The sequence below is a fragment of the Nocardioides sp. genome (assembly GCF_025964975.1).
In the GTDB taxonomy this organism is placed as follows: domain Bacteria; phylum Actinomycetota; class Actinomycetes; order Propionibacteriales; family Nocardioidaceae; genus Nocardioides.
This window is the reverse complement of the sequence record NZ_JAOPXV010000208.1, coordinates 1-20,009: the sequence shown is the minus strand read 5'-3', so window position 1 is coordinate 20,009 and position 20,009 is coordinate 1. Positions and strand designations below refer to the sequence as shown.

The following is a 20,009-nucleotide window of genomic DNA, read 5'->3' as shown; positions in this document are numbered from 1 at the left end:
TCCGGCAAGCCTCACCCGGAGTGGGTGGTGACTCCGTAGTCGGCGCGGGTCGCGAGGGCCCACCGGGCGACGGGCCCCATGGCGTACGAGATGGCGACCATCGCCACCGCCAGGGCGATCCAGCCGGCGCGCCCCAGACCGGCGCAGAAGAAGGCCGCCACGGGAGGCCCGATCACCCGCGCGGCGCCGAAGCTCAGCGAGGCGAACCCTTGGTACTGCCCCTGGCGCTCGTGCGGGGCCAGACCCATCTGGTGGCTCCACTGCCCACCGGAGCCGACGATCTCCCCGAAGACGTGCACGACGGTCCCGAGGAGCAGCAGGGCGCAGGCCGCCCACACGTCGAGGTCCTCGGCGAACCCGATGAGCACGAAGCCGCCCGCCACCAACCACCCGCCCAGCACGAGCGCACGAGAGCCATCCGTGACGGTCTCGACGTGCCGGGTGAGCCGGACCTGGAGCAGGGCCACCAGCACCGTGTTGAGCACGAGCGTCACCGACACCAGGACGGTCGGTGCCGTCGTGCGCTCGGCGATGAACAGCACGAGCCCGATCTCGATGATGAAGAAGTGGGTCACGAACAGCGTGTGCAGGCCCATCAGGACGGCGTACGGGCGGTCACGCAGCACCGCGAGGCGCGGCTCGCCCTCGACTCGTTCGTAGGCAGGCAGCTGGGGGAGCCGGGTGGTGTTCCAGGCGGCGAAGCCGGTGAGCACCGCCTGGGCGAAGAAGACCGAGATGTAGGCCCAGTCCTCGTCGACGACCAGTGCGAGCCCGCCGACCATCGAGCCCAGCCCGATGGCGGTGTTGGTCACGGCCCGCAGGTAGGCCTTGAACTGCACGCCGCGCCCGCCGATCGCGAGCTGGGCGATCACCCCCTGGTAGACGGCGCCCGAGCCGCTGAGGAAGACGGCCTGCACGGACAGCAGGACGGCCAGGACGACCGGGGTGGGCGCGAAGGCGGGTGGCCACGCGGTCAGGGCGGCGCCGAGCATGAGCCAGGTCAGCACGCGAGTCGGGCCGCGGGTGTCCGCGAGGTGGCCGGCGGGGACGGTGACCAGCAGACCGATGAAGGCGGAGACGGAGAGGGCGAGCCCGACCTCGGTGGCGGTGAAGCCCTGGTGCCGGGTGAAGTAGAGGGCGCTCGTCGTCATCAGCGCTCCGGCGGCGAACCGGTTGGCGAACTGCCCCAGCGCCATCGTCCGCAGCGTGGGCTCGAGCGGCACGCCCCAGCGGGCCAGCGGCTGCACCGCATCGGTCGTCATTCGCTCTCCCACGACTAGCAATATCTTGACATCAAGATATATGTCGTGAGACGCCGTGCCGTCAAACCGGGGAGCGTGCCTAGGCTGGAACGGTGTTGACCATCGGCCAGGAGATCCACGACGCCATCGTCGCCCACGCGCTGCGCGACCACCCGGACGAGGCGTGCGGAGTCGTGGCCGGGCCCGAGGGCAGCGACCGGCCCGAGCGGTTCATCGAGATGGTGAACGCGGCGGGCTCGCCGACGTTCTACGAGTTCGACTCGAGCGACCTGTTCGCCCTCTACAAGGACATGGACGATCGCGACGAGGAGCCCGTCGTGATCTACCACTCGCACACCGCGACCGAGGCCTACCCGAGCCGGACCGACATCGGTCTGGCCAGCGAGCCCAACGCGCACTATGTCCTGGTGAGCACCCGCGACTGCTTCGACGAGGCCGGGGGGAATAACGACGGCCCCGTTGAGTTCAGGTCCTACAGAATCATCGACGGCGTCGTGAGCGAAGAAGACGTCACGATCACGCCGTCCCAGACGACCCAGGAAGAGAGCTCGCCCTGATGGCCATCGAGGTCCGCATCCCCACCATCCTCCGCACCTACACCGGCGGCGCGAAGGCAGTTGACGCCGACGGGTCCACCCTGACCGCGCTGATCGACGACCTCGAGAGCAACCACCCCGGCATCAAGGACCGCCTCATCGAGAACGGTGACCTGCGCCGCTTCGTCAACGTCTACATCAACGACGAGGACGTCCGCTTCATCGGCGGCCTAGAAGCCGGTCTCACCGACGGCGACCAGGTCGTCGTGCTGCCGGCGGTCGCTGGCGGATCCCACCCCACGACGCTCCCGGCTTCCCCCGCTTCGCTCCTCCCGCCGACAACGCCGCGGGGACCCCGGAAGCCATGACGCGCTTCGACAGCCTCCTGGAGTCGGTCGGTGGCACCCCGCTGATCGGCTTGCCGCGGCTGTCACCGAGCCCAGACGTCCGGATCTGGGCGAAGATGGAGGACCGCAACCCGACCGGCTCCATCAAGGACCGCCCGGCCCTCGCGATGATCGAGCAGGCCGAGAAGGACGGGTCGCTCCGTCCGGGTGCGACGATCCTCGAGCCGACCAGCGGCAACACCGGCATCTCGCTGGCCATGGCGGCGAAGCTGAAGGGCTATCGCATCGTCTGCGTGATGCCGGAGAACACCTCCGCCGAGCGCCGCCAGCTCCTCGGCATGTGGGGCGCCGAGATCGTCTCCTCGCCTGCCGCGGGCGGCTCCAACGAAGCCGTCCGGGTCGCGAAGAGGATGGCTGTCGAGCACCCCGACTGGGTGATGCTCTACCAGTACGGCAACGACGCCAACGCCCTCGCGCACGAGCAGACCACCGGTCCCGAGCTCCTGGCGGACCTGCCCGAGATCACCCACTTCGTGGCCGGACTCGGCACGACCGGCACGCTCATGGGCGTCTCGCGCTTCTTCCGCCGCGCCAAGCCCGACGTGCGGATCGTCGCGGCCGAGCCCCGCTACGGCGAGCTCGTCTACGGCCTGCGCAACCTCGACGAGGGCTTCGTGCCTGAGCTGTACGACGCCACGCTGATCGACTCCCGCTTCTCGGTCGGCCCCCGCGACGCCGTACGCCGCGTCCGCGAGCTGCTCGAGCTCGAGGGCATCTTCGCCGGCATCTCCACGGGCGCGATCCTGCACGCCGCGCTCGGCCAGGCCGCCAAGGCGGTCAAGGCGGGCGAGCGCGCCGACATCGCCTTCGTCGTCTGCGACGGGGGTTGGAAGTACCTCTCGACCGGGGCCTACGAGGGCACCGTGGACGAGGCCGAGGACCGCCTCGACGGGCAGTTGTGGGCGTAGCGCTGGCCTAGTGTGGGCGGATGCTCACGCGTCTGACCGCGCTCATCCTCACCGTGTTGCTCGGTGCGGCCGTGCTCGGCAGCCCGTCGCGGGCCGCCGGACCTCCCGCCGCTGACGAACGTGGAGGCGCCCTCGGTCGCGGGCACGCCGAAGGAGGGCGAGGTCCTGCGCGCGCACCCGGGACGCTGCACCCCGCAACGCACGGAGACCCGTTACCGCTGGCTGCGCGATGCGCAGCCGGTCAGCGGCGCCAGCGGTCGGACCTACCGCCTCACCGCCCTCGACGTCGGCACCCGGGTCAGCGTCGAGGTCCGGGTCCGTGCCGACGGCCACGCCTGGACGAGCGCCGAGTCCGAACCCATGACCCGCGTCGACTACCGCATGCCCGTGCGCCGGCAGGTGACCTATTCCGTCGCCGCCCGCGGGCGGATCACCACCAGCATGGCGACCTTCCGGCGCGAGGCGCGGGAGACGTACGCCGACGCGCGCGGCTGGCGAGCTGGTCATCAACCAGGACCGCTGGAAGTTCGCCTCACCCGCGTGGAACCGGGCGCGCGCCGGCCTGAGGAACTACCGGCACCTCGTGGTCAACCACGAGACCGGCCACTGGCTCGGCCACGGACACTGGGGTTGCCCCGGGCCGGGTCAGCCGGCGCCGGTGATGATGCAGCAGTCGAAGGGGCTCGACGGCTGCCGGTTCAATCCGTGGCCGCGGCCGGACGAGCGCTGAGCGGCTCCCAGTCGAGGTCCTGGTCCACGTTCAGCTCGCTGTCGGGGACGGCTGACAGCTCGAGCAGGTCGAGCGCGAGATTGGCCAGGTCTCCGTTGCGGATCGGCGCGTCGTCGTACGTCGTGCGACTCAGGCGCGGGTTCGTGTAGTCCGGGTTGATGGCGTAGAGGTTGGCGCCCGCGGCCACGCCCGGGCCCCAGACCATGAAGGGCACCCGGTAGTTCGCGAGCTTGTCGGGCGTGCGGTGGCTGGCCCCCTGCCCGCCGTGGTCCGCGGTCAGGATGACGGCAGTGTGCCCCGCGAGCGTGGGCGTCGCTGCGATCGTCTTCATCACCTTGCCCAGCAGCCGGTCGGTGGCGGTGACCGCGTCGAGGTAGGCGGGGCTCATGAACCCCCGGTCGTGTCCGGCGACGTCCGGCGCGGAGAGGTGGAGGAAGCGGAAGCTGCGGGTCTGGGCGGTGAGATCAGTGATGAAGGCGCGAACCAGCGGACGGTTGGGCTCGACGATGAGCTCGGACTCGATGGCGTCGGGCCAGGACCGGTCCCAGAGCGAGAACTTCGTCTTGCTCGCGAAGAGGGCCGTGCTGCCTCCGGCGTCGTGGACGACGTTGAACACCGACGACACGTCGTGCCCGGCCGCGGCCTGGACAGTGGCAGGCAGCGGGCGGTCGTCGTTCCAGGTCACGCCGTGGCCACCCGTGGCGGCCTCGATCCGGCGGCCGGTGACCATGCTGGTGTGGTTGGGCAGGGTGTCGGTCAGCTCCAAGGCCGTCCGTGCGTTGAGCGTCGTCGCCCCCCGGCGGACCAGCTTGTTCAACGCGGGTGCACGCTGCTTGCCCAGCTTCGTGATCGCCTTCGGGTTGAGCCCGTCGATCGAGATCGCCACGACCGTGTCGACGGGGCCGACGGTGTCGAGGCGCCGCTCGAGGTTCGGCGCGGACACCGCGTCAGGAGCCTCCGTGGTCGCGGCAAACGCGGCACCCCCGGACACGGAGAGGGTCAGGACGGACAGGACGGCTCCGAGGCGGGACATGCCCCCAGGGTAGATGCCCACTGCCCTCCAGCCGGTGTCGCCCGCCGAGGGTGTGACCCGACATACGCCCCTGTGCGTGCCGCTGGACGCCCGGACCGCCTAGCCTTGCGGTCGTGCCCTCCTCCACCCGCGAAGCCCCGGTCGGGATCTTCGACTCCGGCTTCGGTGGTCTCACGGTTGCGCGGTCAGTCATCGACCAGCTGCCGCACGAGTCGATCCGCTACGTCGGTGACACGGCCCGCCAGCCGTACGGCGCCAAGCCGATCGGCGGGGTGCGCGAGTACGCCCTCGAATGCCTCGACCACCTCTACGCGGAGGGCGTGAAGGCCCTGGTCATCGCCTGCAACTCGGCCAGCGCCGCGATGCTGCGCGATGCGCGGGAGCGCTACGACGTGCCCGTCATCGAGGTGATCCTGCCGGCCACGAGACGCGCCGTCGCCGCCACCCGCAACGGGCGGATCGGGGTGATCTGCACGCGCGCGACCGCCGAGTCGATGGCCTACGACGACGCCTTCGCGGCCGCGCCGCACGTCGAGCTCCTCACCCGCGCCTGTCCCCGCTTCGTCGACTTCGTGGAGCAGGGGGTCACCGGCGGCAACGAGCTCATCGACGTCGCCGAGGAGTACCTCCAGCCGCTCGTCGACGCAGGTGTCGACACCCTGGTGCTCGGCTGCACGCACTACCCGTTGCTGACCGGCGTGATCTCCCTGGTCATGGGCGACGCAGTGACGCTGGTCAGCTCCGCGGAGGAGTGCGCCAAGGACGTCTACAAGATGCTGGTGCGCACCGACCTCATGCGCGAGGGCGGCACTGCGGCGTACTCCTTCGCCACCACGGGCAGCCCGGACGAGTTCGAGACCATCGGCCGGCGCTTCCTCGGCGCCGAGCTCCTCGGCGCCTCGCAGTTCGTCGGGGGACTTTCGTGAGCGCGAAGGTCACCGTGGTCGGCTGCTCGGGCTCCTACCCGGGGCCGCAGTCGCCCGCCAGCTGCTACCTGCTCGAGGCCGACGAGGGCGGACGCACCTACCGGATCCTGCTCGACCTCGGCAACGGGGCGCTCGGTCACCTGCACCGATACGCCGACCCCCTGACGATCGACGCGGTCTTCCTCAGTCACCTGCACGCCGACCACTGCCTCGACATGTGTGGCTACTACGTGATGCGCAAGTACCACCCCACCGGCCCCCAGCCGCGGATACCCGTCTGGGGGCCCGAGGACACGCCCGGCCGGATGGCTCGTGCCTACGATCTGCCCCTGAATCCCGGGATGACCGGGGAGTTCGACTTCCGCGCCCACGGCGACCCGGTGCGGATCGGACCGTTCCTGGTCCGCGCCATGCCGGTGGTGCATCCGGTCGCCGCGTTCGCCACCAGCGTCACCGTCGGGGGCCGCTCCCTCGTCTACAGCGGCGACACCGGTCCGTGCAAGGAGCTCACCGCCTTCGCAGCCGGGGCCGACGTCTTGTTGTGCGAGGCCTCCTTCCGGGACGGCGAGACCAACCCCCCGGACCTGCACATGACCGGCTCCGAGTGCGGCGCGACCGCCCTGGCGGCGGGGGTGGGACGTCTGGTGCTCACCCACGTCCCGCCGTGGCACGACCCGCAGGCGGCGTACGCCGAAGCGCGCACCACGTGGGAGGGACCGCTCGACATCGCGGTCGCCGGCATGGTCATCGACCTCTGAGGGTTGAGCCGCTCAGACGAGACCGGCGTCGTGCACGACCATCGCGATCTGGACCCGGTTGCTCGTGTCGAGCTTGTCGAAGAGTCGTGACACGTGCGCCTTCACGGTGGGCACCGAGAGATACAGCTCCGCCGCGATGTCGGCGTTGCTCAGTCCGCGGCCCACGCAGATCGCGACCTCTCGTTCGCGCCGGGTGAGGATCGCCAGTCGTCCCTCGGCCTGCGCGGCCCGGTCCGGGACCTGGGACTGCCTCATCTGCTCGAGCACGGCACGGGTGACCGACGGCGACAACATGGCCTCCCCGTCAGCGACCTTTCGGATGGCCTGGATGATGTCCGGCGCCGGGGTGTCCTTGACCAGGAAGCCGTCAGCGCCCGCGGCGACCGCCTCCACGACGTAGTCGTCGCCGTTGAACGTCGTCATCACGATCACCGACGGGGCGCGGGGGAGGAGCAGCATCGCCTTGGTCGCGTCGAGCCCGTTCATGACCGGCATCCGGATGTCCATCAGGACCACGTCAGGGCGCTCCCGCTCGGCGATGGCCAGCCCCTCGGCACCGTTGCCGGCCTCGCCGACCAGCACCAGGTCGCCCTGTCCCCCCAGCATCAGCCCCAGGGCTGAGCGCACCAGCGCGTCGTCGTCCACGATGAGCACCCGGATGGGCCGGGACGGTGCACTCTTCATGCCGCCCACGGTATCGACGCGCGAACCACGAACGCGGAACCTTCCCGGCCGTGAACGAGGGTGCCCCCGCGCAGCTCGGCGCGCTCGACCAGGCCGACGAGCCCCAGGCCGGCACCGTGCGGTGCGCCGCCGGAGAAACCCAGGGGGTTCGAGATCAACACCTCGATGCCCTCCCGGCGCGATCCGCTGATCTCGATGCTGACGTGTGCCCCGGGAGCGTGCTTGACGGAGTTGGTGAGGCCCTCCTGGATGATCCGGTAGACCGCCCGACCGACGGGGTCGGGGATGGCTGCGGTGGACCTGTCGACCCGGTCGACGAGCTCGACGGTCACCCCGTTGGCGCGCGCCTCCGCGACCAGACCCCCGACATCGGAATAGGTGGGCTGGGGTCCGTCGACGAGCTTTCCCGTGTGGTCGCGGAGCACGCCGAGCACGCCACGCAGCTCGTCGATCGCTTCCCCGGCCTTGCCCTGGATCTCGCCGAGACCTTCACGGAGCTGATGGGTCGGCAGGTCCTCGCGGAAGGCAAGGGCGCCTGCCTGCATGGAGATCTGGGTGATCCGGTGGGCCAGCACGTCGTGCATCTCGCGGGCGATCCGCTCGCGCTCCTGGCTGCGTCCCTGCGCCACGCGCAGCTCCTGCTCCCGCTCGGCCCGGGCAGCGCGCTGTCGCAGCGTCCAGATCAGCTCGCGCCGCGAGCCGATGTACATCCCCCAACCCATCATCGCGGTGTTCACGGCCAAGGTGATCGCCACCGAGACCCAGAGCGGCATCACCTGCTCGACGGGCGCGTAGAAGATGTAGCCCAGGGCGCACGCGATGTTGAGCAGTCCGATGGCGATGATCGGCAGCGGGCGACGCGTCGTCGCCACGGAGACCGCTCCGAGGGTGGCCGGTCCTGCCGCCAGGCCCGAGAAGGTGCTGAGGCACGCGGTGGCGGCCGCGATCGCGACCGGGGCCCGGCGTCGGAAGACCACCAGGACGAAGGCGAGCGCTCCGAGGACGACTTCGAACCAGAACATCGTGCGTTGCTCGGCCCACTCGCGCTCCGCCGCCTGCGACCAGGCCGTAAGGCCGATGAGCAGGCAGAGGGCGAGACGCCAGGCTTGTCCGAGCGGGGTCACCTCGGGCCGCGTCTCCGCCGCGCTCGGGTGTTCGGTCGGGCCCGTCATGGGGCAAGGCTAGGGCGCGCCGCCGTACGCGCCCCCACCCCTACTTTGGTAGGGCTCGGACCGGCCACGGTCGAGCCCTGCGACCGATGCGGTGCAGGGTCGCTCCGAGGCAGTCTGTCTCCATGATTCGAGTGATGTCACTGACCAAGAGGTATGGCGACTTCACCGCCGTCGACGACGTGACGTTCACCTGTCGCCCCGGTCGCGTCACCGGCTTCCTGGGGCCCAACGGCGCCGGCAAGACCACGACGATGCGCGTGATGACCGGCCTGACTCCCGCGGACGCGGGCGAGGTGACGATCGGGGGTCACCACTACCGGGACATCCCCAACCCCGGACGCCACGTGGGCGTGCTGCTCGATGCGTCAGCGCAGCACGCAGGCCGGACCGGTCGCGAGATCCTCGCCCTCGGGGCGAAGCTGATGGGCCTGCCCATGTCCAGGGTCGACGAGATGCTGGCGCTCGTCAGCCTCTCCGACGCCGAGTCGAAGCGTCGCCTCCGCAACTACTCGCTCGGGATGCGTCAGCGTCTCGGCATCGCCCACGCGCTGCTGGGCGACCCCTCGGTGCTGATCCTGGACGAGCCGGCCAACGGGCTCGACCCCGCAGGCATCCGGTGGATGCGCGGACTGCTCAAGGACTACTCCGAGCGCGGAGGCACCGTGCTCCTCTCCAGCCACCTGCTCAACGAGGTCGAGCTCGTCGCGGACGAGATGATCCTCATCGGCCGCGGCAAGATCGTGGCCAGCGGCACCAAGCAGGAGCTTCTTGCGGGGCGTGGCGGTGGCTCCACGCACGTGATGGCGCTCGACATCGCCTCCCTGTCGACGGCCCTGACGGCGGCCGGGTTGGAGATCTCCCCGGCCGGGGACGGTCTGCGGGTGGAGGCCGACCCGGTGGCCGTGGGCAAGGTGGCCGCCGCCAAGCAGCTCGTGCTGACCGACCTGCGGCCCGCCGAGGGCGGGCTGGAGAACCTGTTCCTCGACCTCACTGCTGACACCCAGCGCGAGAGCGTCACCCCTGAAGGAGTCGCGGTATGACCGCCCCAGCCGTGAACCCTGCCGTGGACCCAGCTGTGAACCCTGCCCTGGACCGGCTGCCGAGCATCGATGTGTCCTCGACCCAGCAGGTGCCGTTCGGGCGCCTGGTGTCCGTCGAGCTCCGGAAGATGACGGACACGCGTGCGGGCCGGTGGCTGCTCGCCATCACGCTCGGCGTCCTGATCGTGGCGGCCGGCATCGTCGTCATCATCTCGCTGTTCGACGAGCAGTTCTCGATGACGCTGTCCGACTGGCAGAGCATGTTGACGTTCCTGACCACGCTCCTGCTCCCCACCCTCGCGATCATGTCGGTGACCCAGGAGTGGAGCCAGCGCACGGGTCTGGTCACCTTCGCCCTCGAACCGCACCGCCTGCGCGTGATCCTGGCCAAGCTCGCGGCGGTCACCCTGCTGGCCCTGATCACGCTTGCGCTCGCCGCGGTCATCGGGGTAGCCGGTCACGCCCTCCTGGCGGCGACGGGCGTCGACATCTCGTGGACCGCGGACGGCAAGGACCTCGCCTGGACCCTCTACCTGCAGATGGTCTACTTCCTGATGGCGTTCGGTCTGGCCATGGCCATCCTGAACACGCCCGGCAGCATCGTCGCCTACTACGTCGTCGCGCTGATCCTGCCCAACATCGTCTACGGCGCGGTCTACTTCCTCCTCAGCTGGGGACCGGACGTCGTGCCGTGGGTCGACCTAGGCTTTGCCGTCGCCGCGTTCCGCGGCGAGCTGCCCCCCGTGCCCAGCGGCACACCCGACCTGGGAGTCGGGCCGGTCCTCAGCACCCTGACGATCTGGGTCGTGCTTCCCATGGCGATCGGGCTGCGGCGCATCCTGCGCACCGAGCTCAAGTAGCTCACTCGAGCTGGCCCCCCGCGGGGGAGAGGGCCAACGGCACCGGGTCCGGTCAGCTACGGGGACGACCGGACCCGGCGCTGATTTCGCGGGTTCACTAGGGTTCGGCGCATGACGAACCAGCCCGCACCTGTCCGCGCCGACGGTCGCAGCGACGACCAGCTCCGTCCGATCAGGATCACTCGCCACTGGCTCGACCACGCGGCCGGCTCGGTGCTCGTCGAGTTCGGCGGCACCAAGGTGCTGTGCGCCGCGTCCGCCACCGAAGGTGTGCCGCGCTGGCGCAAGGGCTCCGGGCTCGGCTGGGTGACGGCCGAATACGCCATGCTCCCGGCCGCCACCAACACCCGCTCGGACCGTGAGTCGGTCAAGGGCAGGATCGGTGGCCGCACCCACGAGATCTCCCGCCTGATCGGTCGCTCGCTGCGCGCGATCATCGACTACGAGGCGCTCGGCGAGAACACGATCGTCCTGGACTGTGACGTGCTGCAGGCCGACGGAGGGACTCGGACCGCGGCGATCACCGGGGCGTACGTCGCCCTCGCCGACGCCGTCGCCCACCTCCGTTCGAACGGCGCGTTGAAGGGTGAACCGCTTACCGGCTCGGTGGCCGCCGTCAGCGTGGGGATCATCGAGGGAGCACCGCGTCTCGACCTGCCCTACGAGGAGGACGTACGCGCCGAGACCGACATGAACGTCGTGATGACCGGCACAGGGTCCTTCGTCGAGGTGCAGGGCACGGCCGAGGGCGCTGCCTTCGACCGAGCCGAGCTTGACGCCCTCCTCGACCTGGCAGCGAAGGGCTGTGCCGACCTGACCAGGATGCAGCAGAAGGCTCTGTCGCAATGAGTGGGGCCGCAATGACGAGGGCCCCGATGACGCAGGTGTTCCTCGCCTCGCGCAACGCCAAGAAGCTGGTCGAGATGCAGCGCATCCTCGCTGAGCACATCCCCGACGTCGAGGTGCTGGGGCTCGGCGACGTCACCGACTACGAGGAGCCGGTCGAGGACGAGCCGACGTTCGAGGGCAACGCGCTGCTCAAGGCGCGGGCCGGTCTCGCTGCGACGGGGCTCCCCACCATCGCCGATGACAGCGGACTGTGCGTCCAGGCCCTCAACGCGATGCCAGGCGTGCTGTCGGCGCGCTGGTCCGGCCCGCCCAAGTCGGACGAGCGCAACAACGACCTGTTGCTGGCCCAGCTCGGCGACGTACCGGACGAGCGGCGCACCGCGTGGTTCGAGTGCGCCGTCGCGTTCGTGGCGACCGACGGCGTCGAGATCGTCGAGCACGGCCGGATGTCCGGCCGGATCATTCGCGAGGTCCGGGGTGGCGGCGGTTTCGGGTACGACGTGGTCTTCGTCGCCGACGAGCACTCTGAGGCAGGACTGACCACGGCGGAGCTCGATCCGGCCGAGAAGGACCGCATCTCGCACCGCGGCCACGCGTTGCGGGCGCTCGCACCCCGGGTGGCAGCAGCACTGCGCTGACGAGGACCGGTCAGGCGGCCACGCTCTCCCTGGTCGAGCCGACGCGTCGCGAGATGAACAAGCCCCAGAGCGCGGCGAGGACGAACATCAGCAACGAGTACACCGCAGCCGGGACAGCGATCTCGTTGACCTCGAGGATGTTCTCGGCGACGAAGATCGCCAGCGTCCCGTTGTGGACCCCGATCTCGAATGACGAGGCGATCGACTGCCGTTCGACGACCCCGAAGGCGCGCGGGACGACGTATCCGATGACGAGGCTCAGTGCGCAGAAGAGGGTGGCCACGAGGCCGACGTCGGCGATGTACTCGCCCACGCGCTCCCTCTCTCCCAGCAGGATGGCGAGGACCAGGACCGCGAGGATGATGGCGGAGGCGATGCGGACGGGCTTGTCCATCCTGACGGCGAACGACTCGCTCCTGGCTCGCACCAGCATGCCGATCGCCGTCGGCACCAGGATCAGCACGAACACCTTGATGACCTCCTCGAGCGGCATCGACACGGTCTCGCTCTTGTCGAAGTAGTCGATCGCAAGGTTGGTGATGAGCGGCAGGGTGCCGATGGCGATGACCGAGTTGATCGCGGTCAGGGAGATGTTGAGCGCCACGTCGCCACGGAACAGGTGGCTGAACAGATTGGCGGTGGTGCCGCCCGGGGACGCGGCCAGCAGCAGCATGCCGATGCCGAGGAAGGGCGGCAGGTCGAAGAGGACGACGAGCCCGAAGCAGATGGCCGGCAACAGCACCAGCTGGCACGCGAGCGCGATGACGACCGCCTTCGGGTGAGCGCCCACCCGCCGGAAGTCCGCGATCGTGAGCCCGAGCCCCAGACCGAACATGATGAAGGCCAGGGCGATCGGCAGTCCGATCGCGGTCAGCGCAGAGTCCATGAGCGGACCCTAGCGATGCGCGGGGTCCCGTGGGGACTTCGAGGAGGTGTCGCCCTCACGAACTCATGGCAGGGGTGCGGTCGGAGAGATTCGAACTCTCACTGTCACGGACCTAAACCGTGTGCCTCTGCCGTTGGGCTACGACCGCCGACCGCCAAGCGTAGACGGATGACGCGTCAGGCCAGGCCCTCACTCCATCCCGAGGTCCCGGCGCAGCTTGGCGACGTGGCCGGTCGCCTTGACGTTGTACTGCGCGAGCTCGACGGTGCCGTCCTCGTCGATGACGAAGGTGGAGCGGATCACGCCCTGCACGAGCTTGCCGTAGAGCGACTTCTCGCCGTACGCGCCGAAGGCCTTGTGCACCTCGAGGGACTCGTCGGAGAGGAGGGTGAGGGTCAGGTGGTCGCGCTCACGGAACTTCGCCAGCTTGGCCGGCTTGTCCTTGGAGACCCCGAGCACCTCGTAGCCCGTGCTCGTCAGGGCATCGAGTGAGTCGCTGAAGTCGCACGCCTGCTTGGTGCAGCCGGGAGTCATCGCCGCGGGGTAGAAGTACACGATCACCTTGCGGCCCCGCAGGTTCGAGAGCGTGACCTGCTCGCCGGCGTCCGAGGTGAGCGTGAAGTCTGGCGCCGCGTCGCCGGGGCTGAGGCGGTCGGTGGTGGTCGGGCTCATGACGGAACTCCTGGGTCAGTCCGGCTGTTGCAAACAGTGTGCAATAAGGTGGCAGCGGGCCTGGGCCCAGCGGTCGACATCCAAGCACGGCCGGCACCGAAGGAGAGCGAGTCCACCATGCACGTGCCCGACGGCTTCCTGGACGCGCCGACCTCGCTGGCGACCGGCGTGGTCGCAGCAGCCGGGGTCGCCGTCGCCCTGCGTGGCGCCCGGCGTGAGCTCGACGACCGCACGGCGCCGATGGCCGGTCTTGTCGCCACCTTCGTGTTCGCCGCCCAGATGATCAACTTCCCGGTCGGACCGACGAGCGGACATCTCCTCGGCGGTGCGCTCGCGGCGGTCCTGGCCGGTCCCTGGTCGGCAGTGCTGTGCCTGTCGGTCGTCCTGCTGGTGCAGGCGCTGCTGATGGCCGACGGTGGGGTCACGGCCCTCGGCACGAACGTCACGCTGATCGCCCTCGTCACGGTGACGGTCGGCTGGGCCACGTTCGTCGTGCTCCGCCGGGTGCTGCCCTCACGCCCGGCGTCCGTGCCGGTCGCGGCTGCGGTCGCCGCCTTCATCAGCGTGCCGAGCTCCGCGCTGGTCTTCGCCGCCCTGTTCGCCGTCGGCGGACTGGCTCCCGTCGACCTGTCCGTTGTGATCACCGCGATGGTCGGCTGGCACACCCTGATCGGCCTCGGTGAGGCAGCGATCACGGGGTTGGTCGTGGCCAGCGTGATGTCGACGAGACCTGATCTGGTGTACGGCGCACGCCCGCTCATCGCCTTACGCACCCTCGAGATCCGCGCCGCCGGGATGACCCGGTGAGCCGTCGCTCGTTCTTCGCTGCTGCCGTGCTCCTGATCCTGTTCCTGGCCGGGGTCGCCAGCTACTACGCCAGCGACCGCCCCGACGGACTGCAGCACGTGGCGACCGAGACCGGGTTCGGTGACACTGCAGAGGACTCCGCGACGGCGGACAGCCCGCTCGCGGACTACAGGACCCGGGGCGTCGACGACGCCCGCCTCAGCGGCGCGGTCGCGGGTGTGGCGGGCGTGGGGCTGGTGGCGCTGCTGGGTGGAGCACTGTTCTGGACCCTAGGTCGGCGACCGGCCGCGGGGACCGCCGCAGACGTCCAGCCGGACCAGCCGGACCGGGCCGCCTGATGGGTGCCGGCCACGGGCACCGCCTCCATTTCCACGGCCACAGCCCGATCCACCGTGCCGCGCCGCACCTGAAGCTGCTGGCCCTGCTGGGCTTGATGCTCGTGGTCGTGGCGACCCCGGGAGCCTGGTGGCCGGCCTTCGTGGTCGAGGTGCTGGTCCTCGTGGCGGTCATCGGCGTCTCGCGGGTGCCGGTGGGCTACCTGGCACCCCGCATGGTCATCGAGCTGCCGTTCGCGGCGTTCGCCCTGCTGCTGCCGTTCGTCGCCGACGGCCCGCGGATCGCGGTGCTGGGGGTGGAGGTCTCCGAGCCCGGACTGCATGCCGGGCTCACCCTGCTGGCGAAGGGCTCCATCGGCGTGCTGGCCTCGCTGACCCTCGCGGCCACGACCGAGCCCCAGGACGTGCTCAGAGGACTCGACCGGCTCGGGATGCCGGACCTCATCGTCTCGATCATGGGCTTCATGATCCGCTACGTCGACGTCGTCACCGGCGAGCTGTCACGGATGCTGGTCGCCATGCGCTCGCGTGGGTGCGACCCGCGTTCCCCTCGGCACTGGCCGGCTCTCGCGCGCGCGATGGGAGCGCTGTTCATCCGCTCCTACGAGCGCGGAGAGCGCGTCCATCTCGCGATGCTCTCCCGCGGCTACGACGGCAGCCTGCCCCGATGACCACGACGCTCGGGCCGGTGCTGGACGTCCGCGGCCTCGCCTTCGCCTATCCCGATGGGCACCAGGCGCTCTTCGGTGTCGACCTGCACGTCCACGAGGGGGAGCGGGTGGCGCTGCTCGGCCCCAACGGCGCCGGCAAGACGACCTTGGTGCTCCACCTCAACGGCATCCTCGCCGCCGGAGCGGGGTCCGTCGCCGTCGGCGGACTCGCGGTGGAGAAGGGCAACCTGAAGGAGATCCGCCGCCGCGTCGGGATCGTCTTCCAGGACCCGGATGACCAGCTGTTCCTCGGCACCGTCCGGCAGGACGTCGCCTTCGGGCCGGCCAACCTGGGAGTCAAGGGCGCCGCGCTGGAGGCGAGCGTAATGGCCGCCCTCGACAAGGTCGGGATGGCGGAGTACGCCGACCGGCCGCCCCACCACCTCTCGTTCGGCCAGCGACGCCGGGTGGCGGTGGCCACGGTGCTGGCGATGGAACCCGAGATCCTCGTGCTCGACGAGCCCACCTCCAACCTCGACCCGACCAGTCGACGCGAGCTGGCCGACATCCTGCGAGGTCTCGACGTGACCGTGCTGATGGTGACCCACGACCTTCCGTTTGCGCTGGAGCTCTGCCCGCGCTCGGTCGTGCTGAGCGACGGCGTCGTCGTCGCCGACGGGCGCACCTTCGACATACTCACCGATGCGCCCCTGATGGCCGGCCATCGGCTCGAGCTGCCATGGGGATTCGATCCGCGCGCCATTGATAACCTTCCCGCGTGACCAACGAACAGACGTCGCTCGAGCGCGAGATCGAGGAGACGCGGCAGCGTCTCGCCAGCACGATCGACCAGCTGGCCCACCGCGCCAGTCCGAAGACCATCGTCGCTCGTGAGGTGAGCTCGGTGAAGGCGCACTTCGTGGACCTCGAGTCCGGGGCTCCGCGCACCGATAACATCATCAAGGTCGCCGGTGGGGTCATCGGCGCGATCGTGGTGCTCGCGATCATCCGCAAGATCGTCAACTGAGCACCGCAGGCACGGCAGTGGGCACCGGAGCTGCAGCGATCAAGATGCTGCACGACCGCATCCTGGTCGAGCTCGACCGGGACGCGGGGGAGCGGCGGTCCTCCGGTGGCATCGTGATCCCGGCGACGGCCGCGATGGGAGCCCGTCGACTCCAGTGGTCACGCGTCCTCGCGATCGGCCCGCACGCTCGCGCCGTCGAGATCGGCGACCGGGTGCTCTTCGACCCCGAGGACAAGGCCGAGGTGGAGGTGCACGGCGAGGTCTACGTCGTCCTGCGCGAGCGGGACGTGCACGCGGTCGCTGCCGAGCGGCTGGACGCCGGGTCCACCGGTCTCTACCTCTGAGACCTGCCCGTTCGCGCGCCCCTGGGGCGCTTTCCGCTGCCCTAGGGTGTGCCCGTGAAGCAGCGCGACGTCATCGTCATGGACGAGGCCGAGATCGATGCCTTCCTCGATGCGCAGCGCAGCTCGACGGTCGCGACGCTCGGTCCGCGGGGACAGATCCACCTCGTCGGCATGTGGTACGCGTGGTTCGACGGCCACATCTGGCTCGAGACCAAGGTGAAGTCGCAGAAGGTGCGCAACCTGCGCCGCAGCGACCAGATGACCTTCCTGGTCGAGTCCGGGCACACCTACGACTCGTTGCGTGGCGTCTCCCTGGAGGGGCGTGGCATCGTGACCGAGGACGATCCCGCGCTGTTGGAGCAGGTGTGCCTGCAGCTCTTCGAGCGCTACCACGCGCCGTACACCCCCGAGCTGCGGCCCTTCCTGGAGCTGATGATGCACAACCGGGTCGTGGTCCGCCTCGACATCGAGCGCACCCGCAGCTGGGACCACCGCAAGCTCGGACTGCCCGCCATGGAGCTCGGCGGGACCACCGCCCCCTCGACCCAGGAGATGTGACGGCCTACTTCGTCAAGCAGTCGCACCGCGCGCCGGCCGTCACAGAGCCCATCGCGGCAAACCCGTCCCTGCCCCGGGCCTGCATCATCGGCGCGGGCTCCTCGGGGATCGCTGCGGCCAAGCAGTTCCACCTCGCCGGGGTGCCGTTCGACTGCTTCGAGGCGGGCTCGGCGATCGGCGGCAACTGGGTCTACGACAACCCCAACGGGACCTCGGCCTGCTACGACACCCTCGAGATCAACGCGTCGTGCCGGCGGATGGCCTACTCCGACTTCCCCCGTCGACGAAGACCACGCGGTCGCCGTCGAGGCGCTCGATCCCGGGGCCGTAACTCCTGCGGCGCGCTCATCGATCACGCTGCAGACATGACGAAGGCCGGTCCTGGTGGACCGGCCTTCGTGTTCTGTACGCCAGCAGGGACTTGAACCCCGAACCCGCTGATTAAGAGTCAGCTGCTCTGCCAATTGAGCTACTGGCGCATCTTGTCGGGCAACAGGCGAGTGTCACGCAACGAGGAGAGACTCTACACGTCGGCCAGGATCGGATGAAATCGAGATCTGGCGCGCGTCCAGCACTGGTCCCAGCCCTCAGCCCAGCTCTGCCAGCACCGCCTGCGCCGCGTTGTGCCCGCCGAGTCCGGAGACGGCGCCACCGCGGCGGGCTCCGGAGCCGCAGAGCAGGACCACGTCGTGGTCGGTCTGCACGCCCCACTGCTGCGCAGGTGTGTCGAGACGGGCCCGGTTGGGCGCCCAGGGCCACTCGAGGTCGCCGTGGAAGATGTGTCCGCCCGGCATGCCGAGATCGCGCTCGACGTCCTGGGGGATCTTGGCCTCGATGCAGGGCCGGCCGTCCGCGTCCGTGGTCACGCACGAGCTGATCGGCTCGACCAGGTGCTCGTCGAGCGAGGCGATGGCGCGTTGTACGGCGAGCTCCTTCGCCGCGGCACCGTCGGGTCCCTCGAACAGGCCCACCGGGGTGTGCAGCCCGAAGTACGTCAGGGTGTGCGCTCCGCGGTCGGCCAGCTCCCCGAGGATGGAGGGGTCCGAGAGTGAGTGGCAGTAGACCTCCCCGGGCAGCTGTGACGGCACGGAGCCGGCCGAGGCTTCGGCGTACGCCGTCTCGAGCTGGGTGTAGTCCTCGCCCAGATGGAGGGTGCCCGCGAACGCCACGGCAGGGTCCGCGCCCGACTTCAGCTGGGGGAGGCGGTCGAGGAGGAAGTTGATCTTCAGCTGCGAACCGACCGGCTTCGTCGCCTGATCAGCCTCGTCGCCGAGCAGGATGCGCAGCACCCACGGCGCCACCCCCGACAGCACCCGGCGGCAGGTGAGCGACTGCTCGCGCGACCCGTCGTGCCACACCACGGTGGCGGCGTCGGAGCCGGGTTCGATCCGGCTCACCCCGGCGCCGGTGATGAGCTCGGCGCCTGCCTCGAGCGCCGAGCGCGCCAGGGCGTCGGTCACCGCCCCCATGCCGCCGATCGGCACCCGCCACTCACCGGTGCCGTTGCCGATCAGGTGGTAGAGGAAGCAGCGGTTCTGGATCAGCGACGTGTCGTGCATCGAGGCGAAGGTGCCGATCAAAGCGTCCGTCGCCACGACGCCGCGGACGGTGTCGTCGACGAAGCGTTCCTCGATCGTGCGTCCGAGCGGCTCGGCGACGATGTCGCGCCAGATCCCGGGGCCGATCGCGTCGCGGAGCTCGCGCTCGAGGGGGAGCGGGTTCATCAGGGTCGGGGCGATGGCCTCGGCCATGCGGCCCACCTCGGCGTAGAAGCTCTGCCACGCCCCGTAGTCCCGGTCGGAGCCGGTGAGGGCGGCGAAGGACCGGCGGGTGGCGTCGCCCTCGGGGCGTTCGACCAGCAGTCCACCGGGGCGACCGTCGCGCACGTACGGCGTGTAGGAGGCCGTCGAGCGCGAGGCCAGGCTGAGGTTGAGGTCGAGGTCGGCCATCAGCGCCTCGGGCATGAGGCTGACGAGGTAGGAGTAGCGGGAGAGCCGCGCGGGCATCCCGGCGAAGGGAGACACCGAGACTGCAGCTCCGCCGGTGTGGTCGAGACGCTCGAGTACGGCGACGCTGAGCCCTGCCCTGGCGAGATAGGCCGCGGCGACCAGACCGTTGTGCCCGCCACCGACGACGGCCACGTCGTAGCTCTCTTCTCCTGTGCTCACCGGAGAAACGTAGCGCCCCGGCTCGGGGCGAAGGAATATCCGGCCGTCGAGGTCGTTGGGACAGGTGTGCAGGCAACCACGGCCCCGGGCGAGACGCTGACGCGTCGACGAGTCGTGGACCTGTTGCGCACCACGAGCGCGCGCTGTCGTCCCTGACACTCGCCCCGTCAGGTCTCAGCCACTACCCCGCGCAACCGGCGCGCACGCTGTCGCGCGCGCGTGATGAAAGGTCTACCCACGCCATGAGCACCACCTTCACGGAGCGGCCCACCCGCCGCCTCCGTCTTCCATCGTTCGGCATCCAGGTCCTGATCGGACTCGTGCTGGGCGTCGCCCTCGGTCTGGCCGCGCGTTCCACCGGCCCGGACGGGGTCGACGACCCCAACTGGCTGACCGAGACCCTCAGCACGGTGGGCGGCGTCTTCGTCACCCTGCTTCGCACCATCGTCCCGCCCCTGGTGTTCCTCGCGATCGTCGCGTCCATCGTCAACCTCCGCGACGTCGCCGGCGCTGCCCGGCTCGCCTGGAAGACGCTCGCATGGTTCGCCATCACGGCGCTGATCGCGGTCTCCATCGGCATGGTGCTCGGCCTGGTGCTCCAGCCCGGCAACCACGCCAGCGTGTCTGCCGACTCGGCCGCGCAGCCCTCGACCACGGGGTCGTGGCTGGACTTCCTGACCGGGCTCGTGCCCACCAACGTCCTCGGGCTCGAGGCCAGCGCGGAGCGCACCAACGCGAGGAACGGGTCAGCTGCCTCGC

25 protein-coding genes, 2 tRNA genes and 1 pseudogene are annotated in these 20,009 nt (G+C 70.0%); 19 read left to right on the top strand and 9 right to left on the bottom strand.

Annotation, left to right across the window (positions count from 1 at the left end; all coding sequences use genetic code 11):
- Nucleotides 1-11: 11 nt before the first annotated feature.
- Entirely contained in the window at nucleotides 12-1,262 is a 1,251-nt protein-coding gene (locus JWN68_RS16730) for an MFS transporter (RefSeq protein ID WP_297740984.1), read from the bottom strand.
- 92 nt (nucleotides 1,263-1,354) lie between these two features.
- Between JWN68_RS16730 and JWN68_RS16725 the strand changes: the two genes are divergently transcribed.
- The 4 genes and pseudogenes from JWN68_RS16725 (at nucleotide 1,355) to JWN68_RS16710 (ending at nucleotide 3,843) form a co-directional block, all read left to right on the top strand.
- Nucleotides 1,355-1,819, top strand: coding sequence for a M67 family metallopeptidase (locus JWN68_RS16725; RefSeq protein WP_297740982.1), 465 nt, complete (start codon nucleotides 1,355-1,357; stop codon nucleotides 1,817-1,819).
- Nucleotides 1,819-2,088: pseudogene (locus tag JWN68_RS16720) on the top strand (MoaD/ThiS family protein); the annotation flags it as partial. The gene JWN68_RS16725 and the pseudogene JWN68_RS16720, both read left to right, overlap by 1 nt.
- A 74-nt stretch (nucleotides 2,089-2,162) precedes the next feature.
- Entirely contained in the window at nucleotides 2,163-3,113 is a 951-nt protein-coding gene (locus JWN68_RS16715; protein WP_297740980.1) for a pyridoxal-phosphate dependent enzyme, read from the top strand.
- A gap of 406 nt (nucleotides 3,114-3,519) precedes the next feature.
- Entirely contained in the window at nucleotides 3,520-3,843 is a 324-nt protein-coding gene (locus JWN68_RS16710; protein WP_366519824.1) for a DUF3152 domain-containing protein, read from the top strand.
- Here JWN68_RS16710 and JWN68_RS16705 read toward each other — a convergent pair.
- The gene (locus tag JWN68_RS16705) at nucleotides 3,812-4,876 is read right to left on the bottom strand and encodes an alkaline phosphatase (protein WP_297740978.1); all 1,065 of its coding nucleotides are present in this window, start codon (nucleotides 4,874-4,876) and stop codon (nucleotides 3,812-3,814) included. The genes JWN68_RS16710 and JWN68_RS16705 overlap by 32 nt on opposite strands.
- A 113-nt stretch (nucleotides 4,877-4,989) precedes the next feature.
- On the opposite strand from JWN68_RS16705, the gene murI reads away from it, so the two are divergent.
- On the top strand, nucleotides 4,990-5,802 hold the full coding sequence (gene murI / locus JWN68_RS16700) for a glutamate racemase (protein WP_297740976.1): 813 nt from the start codon (nucleotides 4,990-4,992) through the stop codon (nucleotides 5,800-5,802).
- Nucleotides 5,799-6,560 carry an MBL fold metallo-hydrolase gene (locus tag JWN68_RS16695; protein ID WP_297740974.1) on the top strand — a complete coding sequence of 254 codons (762 nt, stop codon included), beginning with the start codon at nucleotides 5,799-5,801 and terminating at the stop codon, nucleotides 6,558-6,560. The genes murI and JWN68_RS16695 overlap by 4 nt, the downstream gene beginning before the upstream one ends.
- Nucleotides 6,561-6,572: 12 nt before the next feature.
- Here JWN68_RS16695 and JWN68_RS16690 read toward each other — a convergent pair whose 3' ends face one another.
- Both JWN68_RS16690 and JWN68_RS16685 read right to left on the bottom strand, forming a co-directional pair.
- Nucleotides 6,573-7,244 carry a response regulator transcription factor gene (locus JWN68_RS16690; protein ID WP_297740972.1) on the bottom strand — a complete coding sequence of 224 codons (672 nt, stop codon included), beginning with the start codon at nucleotides 7,242-7,244 and terminating at the stop codon, nucleotides 6,573-6,575.
- The gene (locus tag JWN68_RS16685; RefSeq protein WP_297740970.1) at nucleotides 7,241-8,416 is read right to left on the bottom strand and encodes a histidine kinase; all 1,176 of its coding nucleotides are present in this window, start codon (nucleotides 8,414-8,416) and stop codon (nucleotides 7,241-7,243) included. Before JWN68_RS16685 ends, JWN68_RS16690 begins: the two co-directional genes overlap by 4 nt.
- A 122-nt stretch (nucleotides 8,417-8,538) precedes the next feature.
- On the opposite strand from JWN68_RS16685, the gene JWN68_RS16680 reads away from it, so the two are divergent.
- The 4 genes from JWN68_RS16680 to JWN68_RS16665 all read left to right on the top strand — a co-directional run bounded on the left by JWN68_RS16680 (nucleotide 8,539) and on the right by JWN68_RS16665 (nucleotide 11,803).
- Nucleotides 8,539-9,456: an ATP-binding cassette domain-containing protein gene (locus tag JWN68_RS16680; protein WP_297740968.1), complete on the top strand. Its 918-nt coding sequence runs from the start codon at nucleotides 8,539-8,541 to the stop codon at nucleotides 9,454-9,456.
- Nucleotides 9,453-10,316 carry an ABC transporter permease gene (locus JWN68_RS16675; RefSeq protein WP_297740966.1) on the top strand — a complete coding sequence of 288 codons (864 nt, stop codon included), beginning with the start codon at nucleotides 9,453-9,455 and terminating at the stop codon, nucleotides 10,314-10,316. Before JWN68_RS16680 ends, JWN68_RS16675 begins: the two co-directional genes overlap by 4 nt.
- A gap of 111 nt (nucleotides 10,317-10,427) precedes the next feature.
- Complete coding sequence (gene rph / locus JWN68_RS16670; protein WP_297740964.1) at nucleotides 10,428-11,165, top strand: ribonuclease PH; 738 nt, start codon at nucleotides 10,428-10,430, stop codon at nucleotides 11,163-11,165.
- A gap of 26 nt (nucleotides 11,166-11,191) precedes the next feature.
- Entirely contained in the window at nucleotides 11,192-11,803 is a 612-nt protein-coding gene (locus JWN68_RS16665; RefSeq protein WP_297740962.1) for a non-canonical purine NTP pyrophosphatase, read from the top strand.
- A 10-nt stretch (nucleotides 11,804-11,813) separates the two neighbouring features.
- On the opposite strand, the gene JWN68_RS16660 is transcribed toward JWN68_RS16665, so the two are convergent.
- The 3 genes from JWN68_RS16660 to bcp form a co-directional block, all read right to left on the bottom strand.
- A complete protein-coding gene (locus JWN68_RS16660; protein ID WP_297740960.1) occupies nucleotides 11,814-12,689 on the bottom strand; it encodes a bile acid:sodium symporter family protein in 876 nt (291 codons plus the stop codon).
- Nucleotides 12,690-12,764: 75 nt separating this feature from the next.
- Nucleotides 12,765-12,837 (bottom strand) — tRNA-Leu (locus JWN68_RS16655).
- 41 nt (nucleotides 12,838-12,878) lie between these two features.
- Nucleotides 12,879-13,361, bottom strand: a complete 483-nt coding sequence (gene bcp / locus JWN68_RS16650; protein ID WP_297740958.1) for a thioredoxin-dependent thiol peroxidase — start codon at nucleotides 13,359-13,361, stop codon at nucleotides 12,879-12,881.
- A 117-nt stretch (nucleotides 13,362-13,478) separates the two neighbouring features.
- On the opposite strand from bcp, the gene JWN68_RS16645 reads away from it, so the two are divergent.
- From JWN68_RS16645 to JWN68_RS16610, 8 genes are read left to right on the top strand one after another with little or no spacing between them, the layout of a single operon-like run.
- A complete protein-coding gene (locus JWN68_RS16645; RefSeq protein ID WP_297740956.1) occupies nucleotides 13,479-14,168 on the top strand; it encodes an energy-coupling factor ABC transporter permease in 690 nt (229 codons plus the stop codon).
- Nucleotides 14,165-14,506, top strand: coding sequence for a PDGLE domain-containing protein (locus JWN68_RS16640; protein WP_297740954.1), 342 nt, complete (start codon nucleotides 14,165-14,167; stop codon nucleotides 14,504-14,506). Before JWN68_RS16645 ends, JWN68_RS16640 begins: the two co-directional genes overlap by 4 nt.
- Nucleotides 14,506-15,174, top strand: coding sequence for a cobalt ECF transporter T component CbiQ (gene cbiQ / locus JWN68_RS16635; protein WP_297740953.1), 669 nt, complete (start codon nucleotides 14,506-14,508; stop codon nucleotides 15,172-15,174). Before JWN68_RS16640 ends, cbiQ begins: the two co-directional genes overlap by 1 nt.
- Complete coding sequence (locus JWN68_RS16630; RefSeq protein ID WP_297740951.1) at nucleotides 15,171-15,935, top strand: ABC transporter ATP-binding protein; 765 nt, start codon at nucleotides 15,171-15,173, stop codon at nucleotides 15,933-15,935. Before cbiQ ends, JWN68_RS16630 begins: the two co-directional genes overlap by 4 nt.
- Nucleotides 15,932-16,180 carry a DUF3618 domain-containing protein gene (locus tag JWN68_RS16625; RefSeq protein WP_297740949.1) on the top strand — a complete coding sequence of 83 codons (249 nt, stop codon included), beginning with the start codon at nucleotides 15,932-15,934 and terminating at the stop codon, nucleotides 16,178-16,180. Before JWN68_RS16630 ends, JWN68_RS16625 begins: the two co-directional genes overlap by 4 nt.
- Nucleotides 16,181-16,224: 44 nt before the next feature.
- On the top strand, nucleotides 16,225-16,524 hold the full coding sequence (locus tag JWN68_RS16620; RefSeq protein WP_297741011.1) for a co-chaperone GroES: 300 nt from the start codon (nucleotides 16,225-16,227) through the stop codon (nucleotides 16,522-16,524).
- A 54-nt stretch (nucleotides 16,525-16,578) separates the two neighbouring features.
- The gene (locus JWN68_RS16615; RefSeq protein ID WP_297740947.1) at nucleotides 16,579-17,082 is read left to right on the top strand and encodes a pyridoxamine 5'-phosphate oxidase family protein; all 504 of its coding nucleotides are present in this window, start codon (nucleotides 16,579-16,581) and stop codon (nucleotides 17,080-17,082) included.
- On the top strand, nucleotides 17,079-17,507 hold the full coding sequence (locus JWN68_RS16610) for an NAD(P)-binding protein (protein WP_297740945.1): 429 nt from the start codon (nucleotides 17,079-17,081) through the stop codon (nucleotides 17,505-17,507). The genes JWN68_RS16615 and JWN68_RS16610 overlap by 4 nt, the downstream gene beginning before the upstream one ends.
- Here JWN68_RS16610 and JWN68_RS16605 read toward each other — a convergent pair.
- Nucleotides 17,489-17,561, bottom strand: a tRNA-Lys gene (locus JWN68_RS16605). The genes JWN68_RS16610 and JWN68_RS16605 overlap by 19 nt on opposite strands.
- Before the next feature lie 108 nt (nucleotides 17,562-17,669).
- Nucleotides 17,670-19,250 (bottom strand): NAD(P)/FAD-dependent oxidoreductase, encoded by a 1,581-nt coding sequence (locus tag JWN68_RS16600; protein ID WP_297740943.1) that lies wholly within the window; start codon nucleotides 19,248-19,250, stop codon nucleotides 17,670-17,672.
- Between the two features lie 242 nt (nucleotides 19,251-19,492).
- Here JWN68_RS16600 and JWN68_RS16595 point away from each other — a divergent pair.
- Nucleotides 19,493-20,009 (top strand): cation:dicarboxylase symporter family transporter (locus tag JWN68_RS16595; protein ID WP_297740941.1); only part of this gene is annotated, 517 nt, incomplete at its 3' end.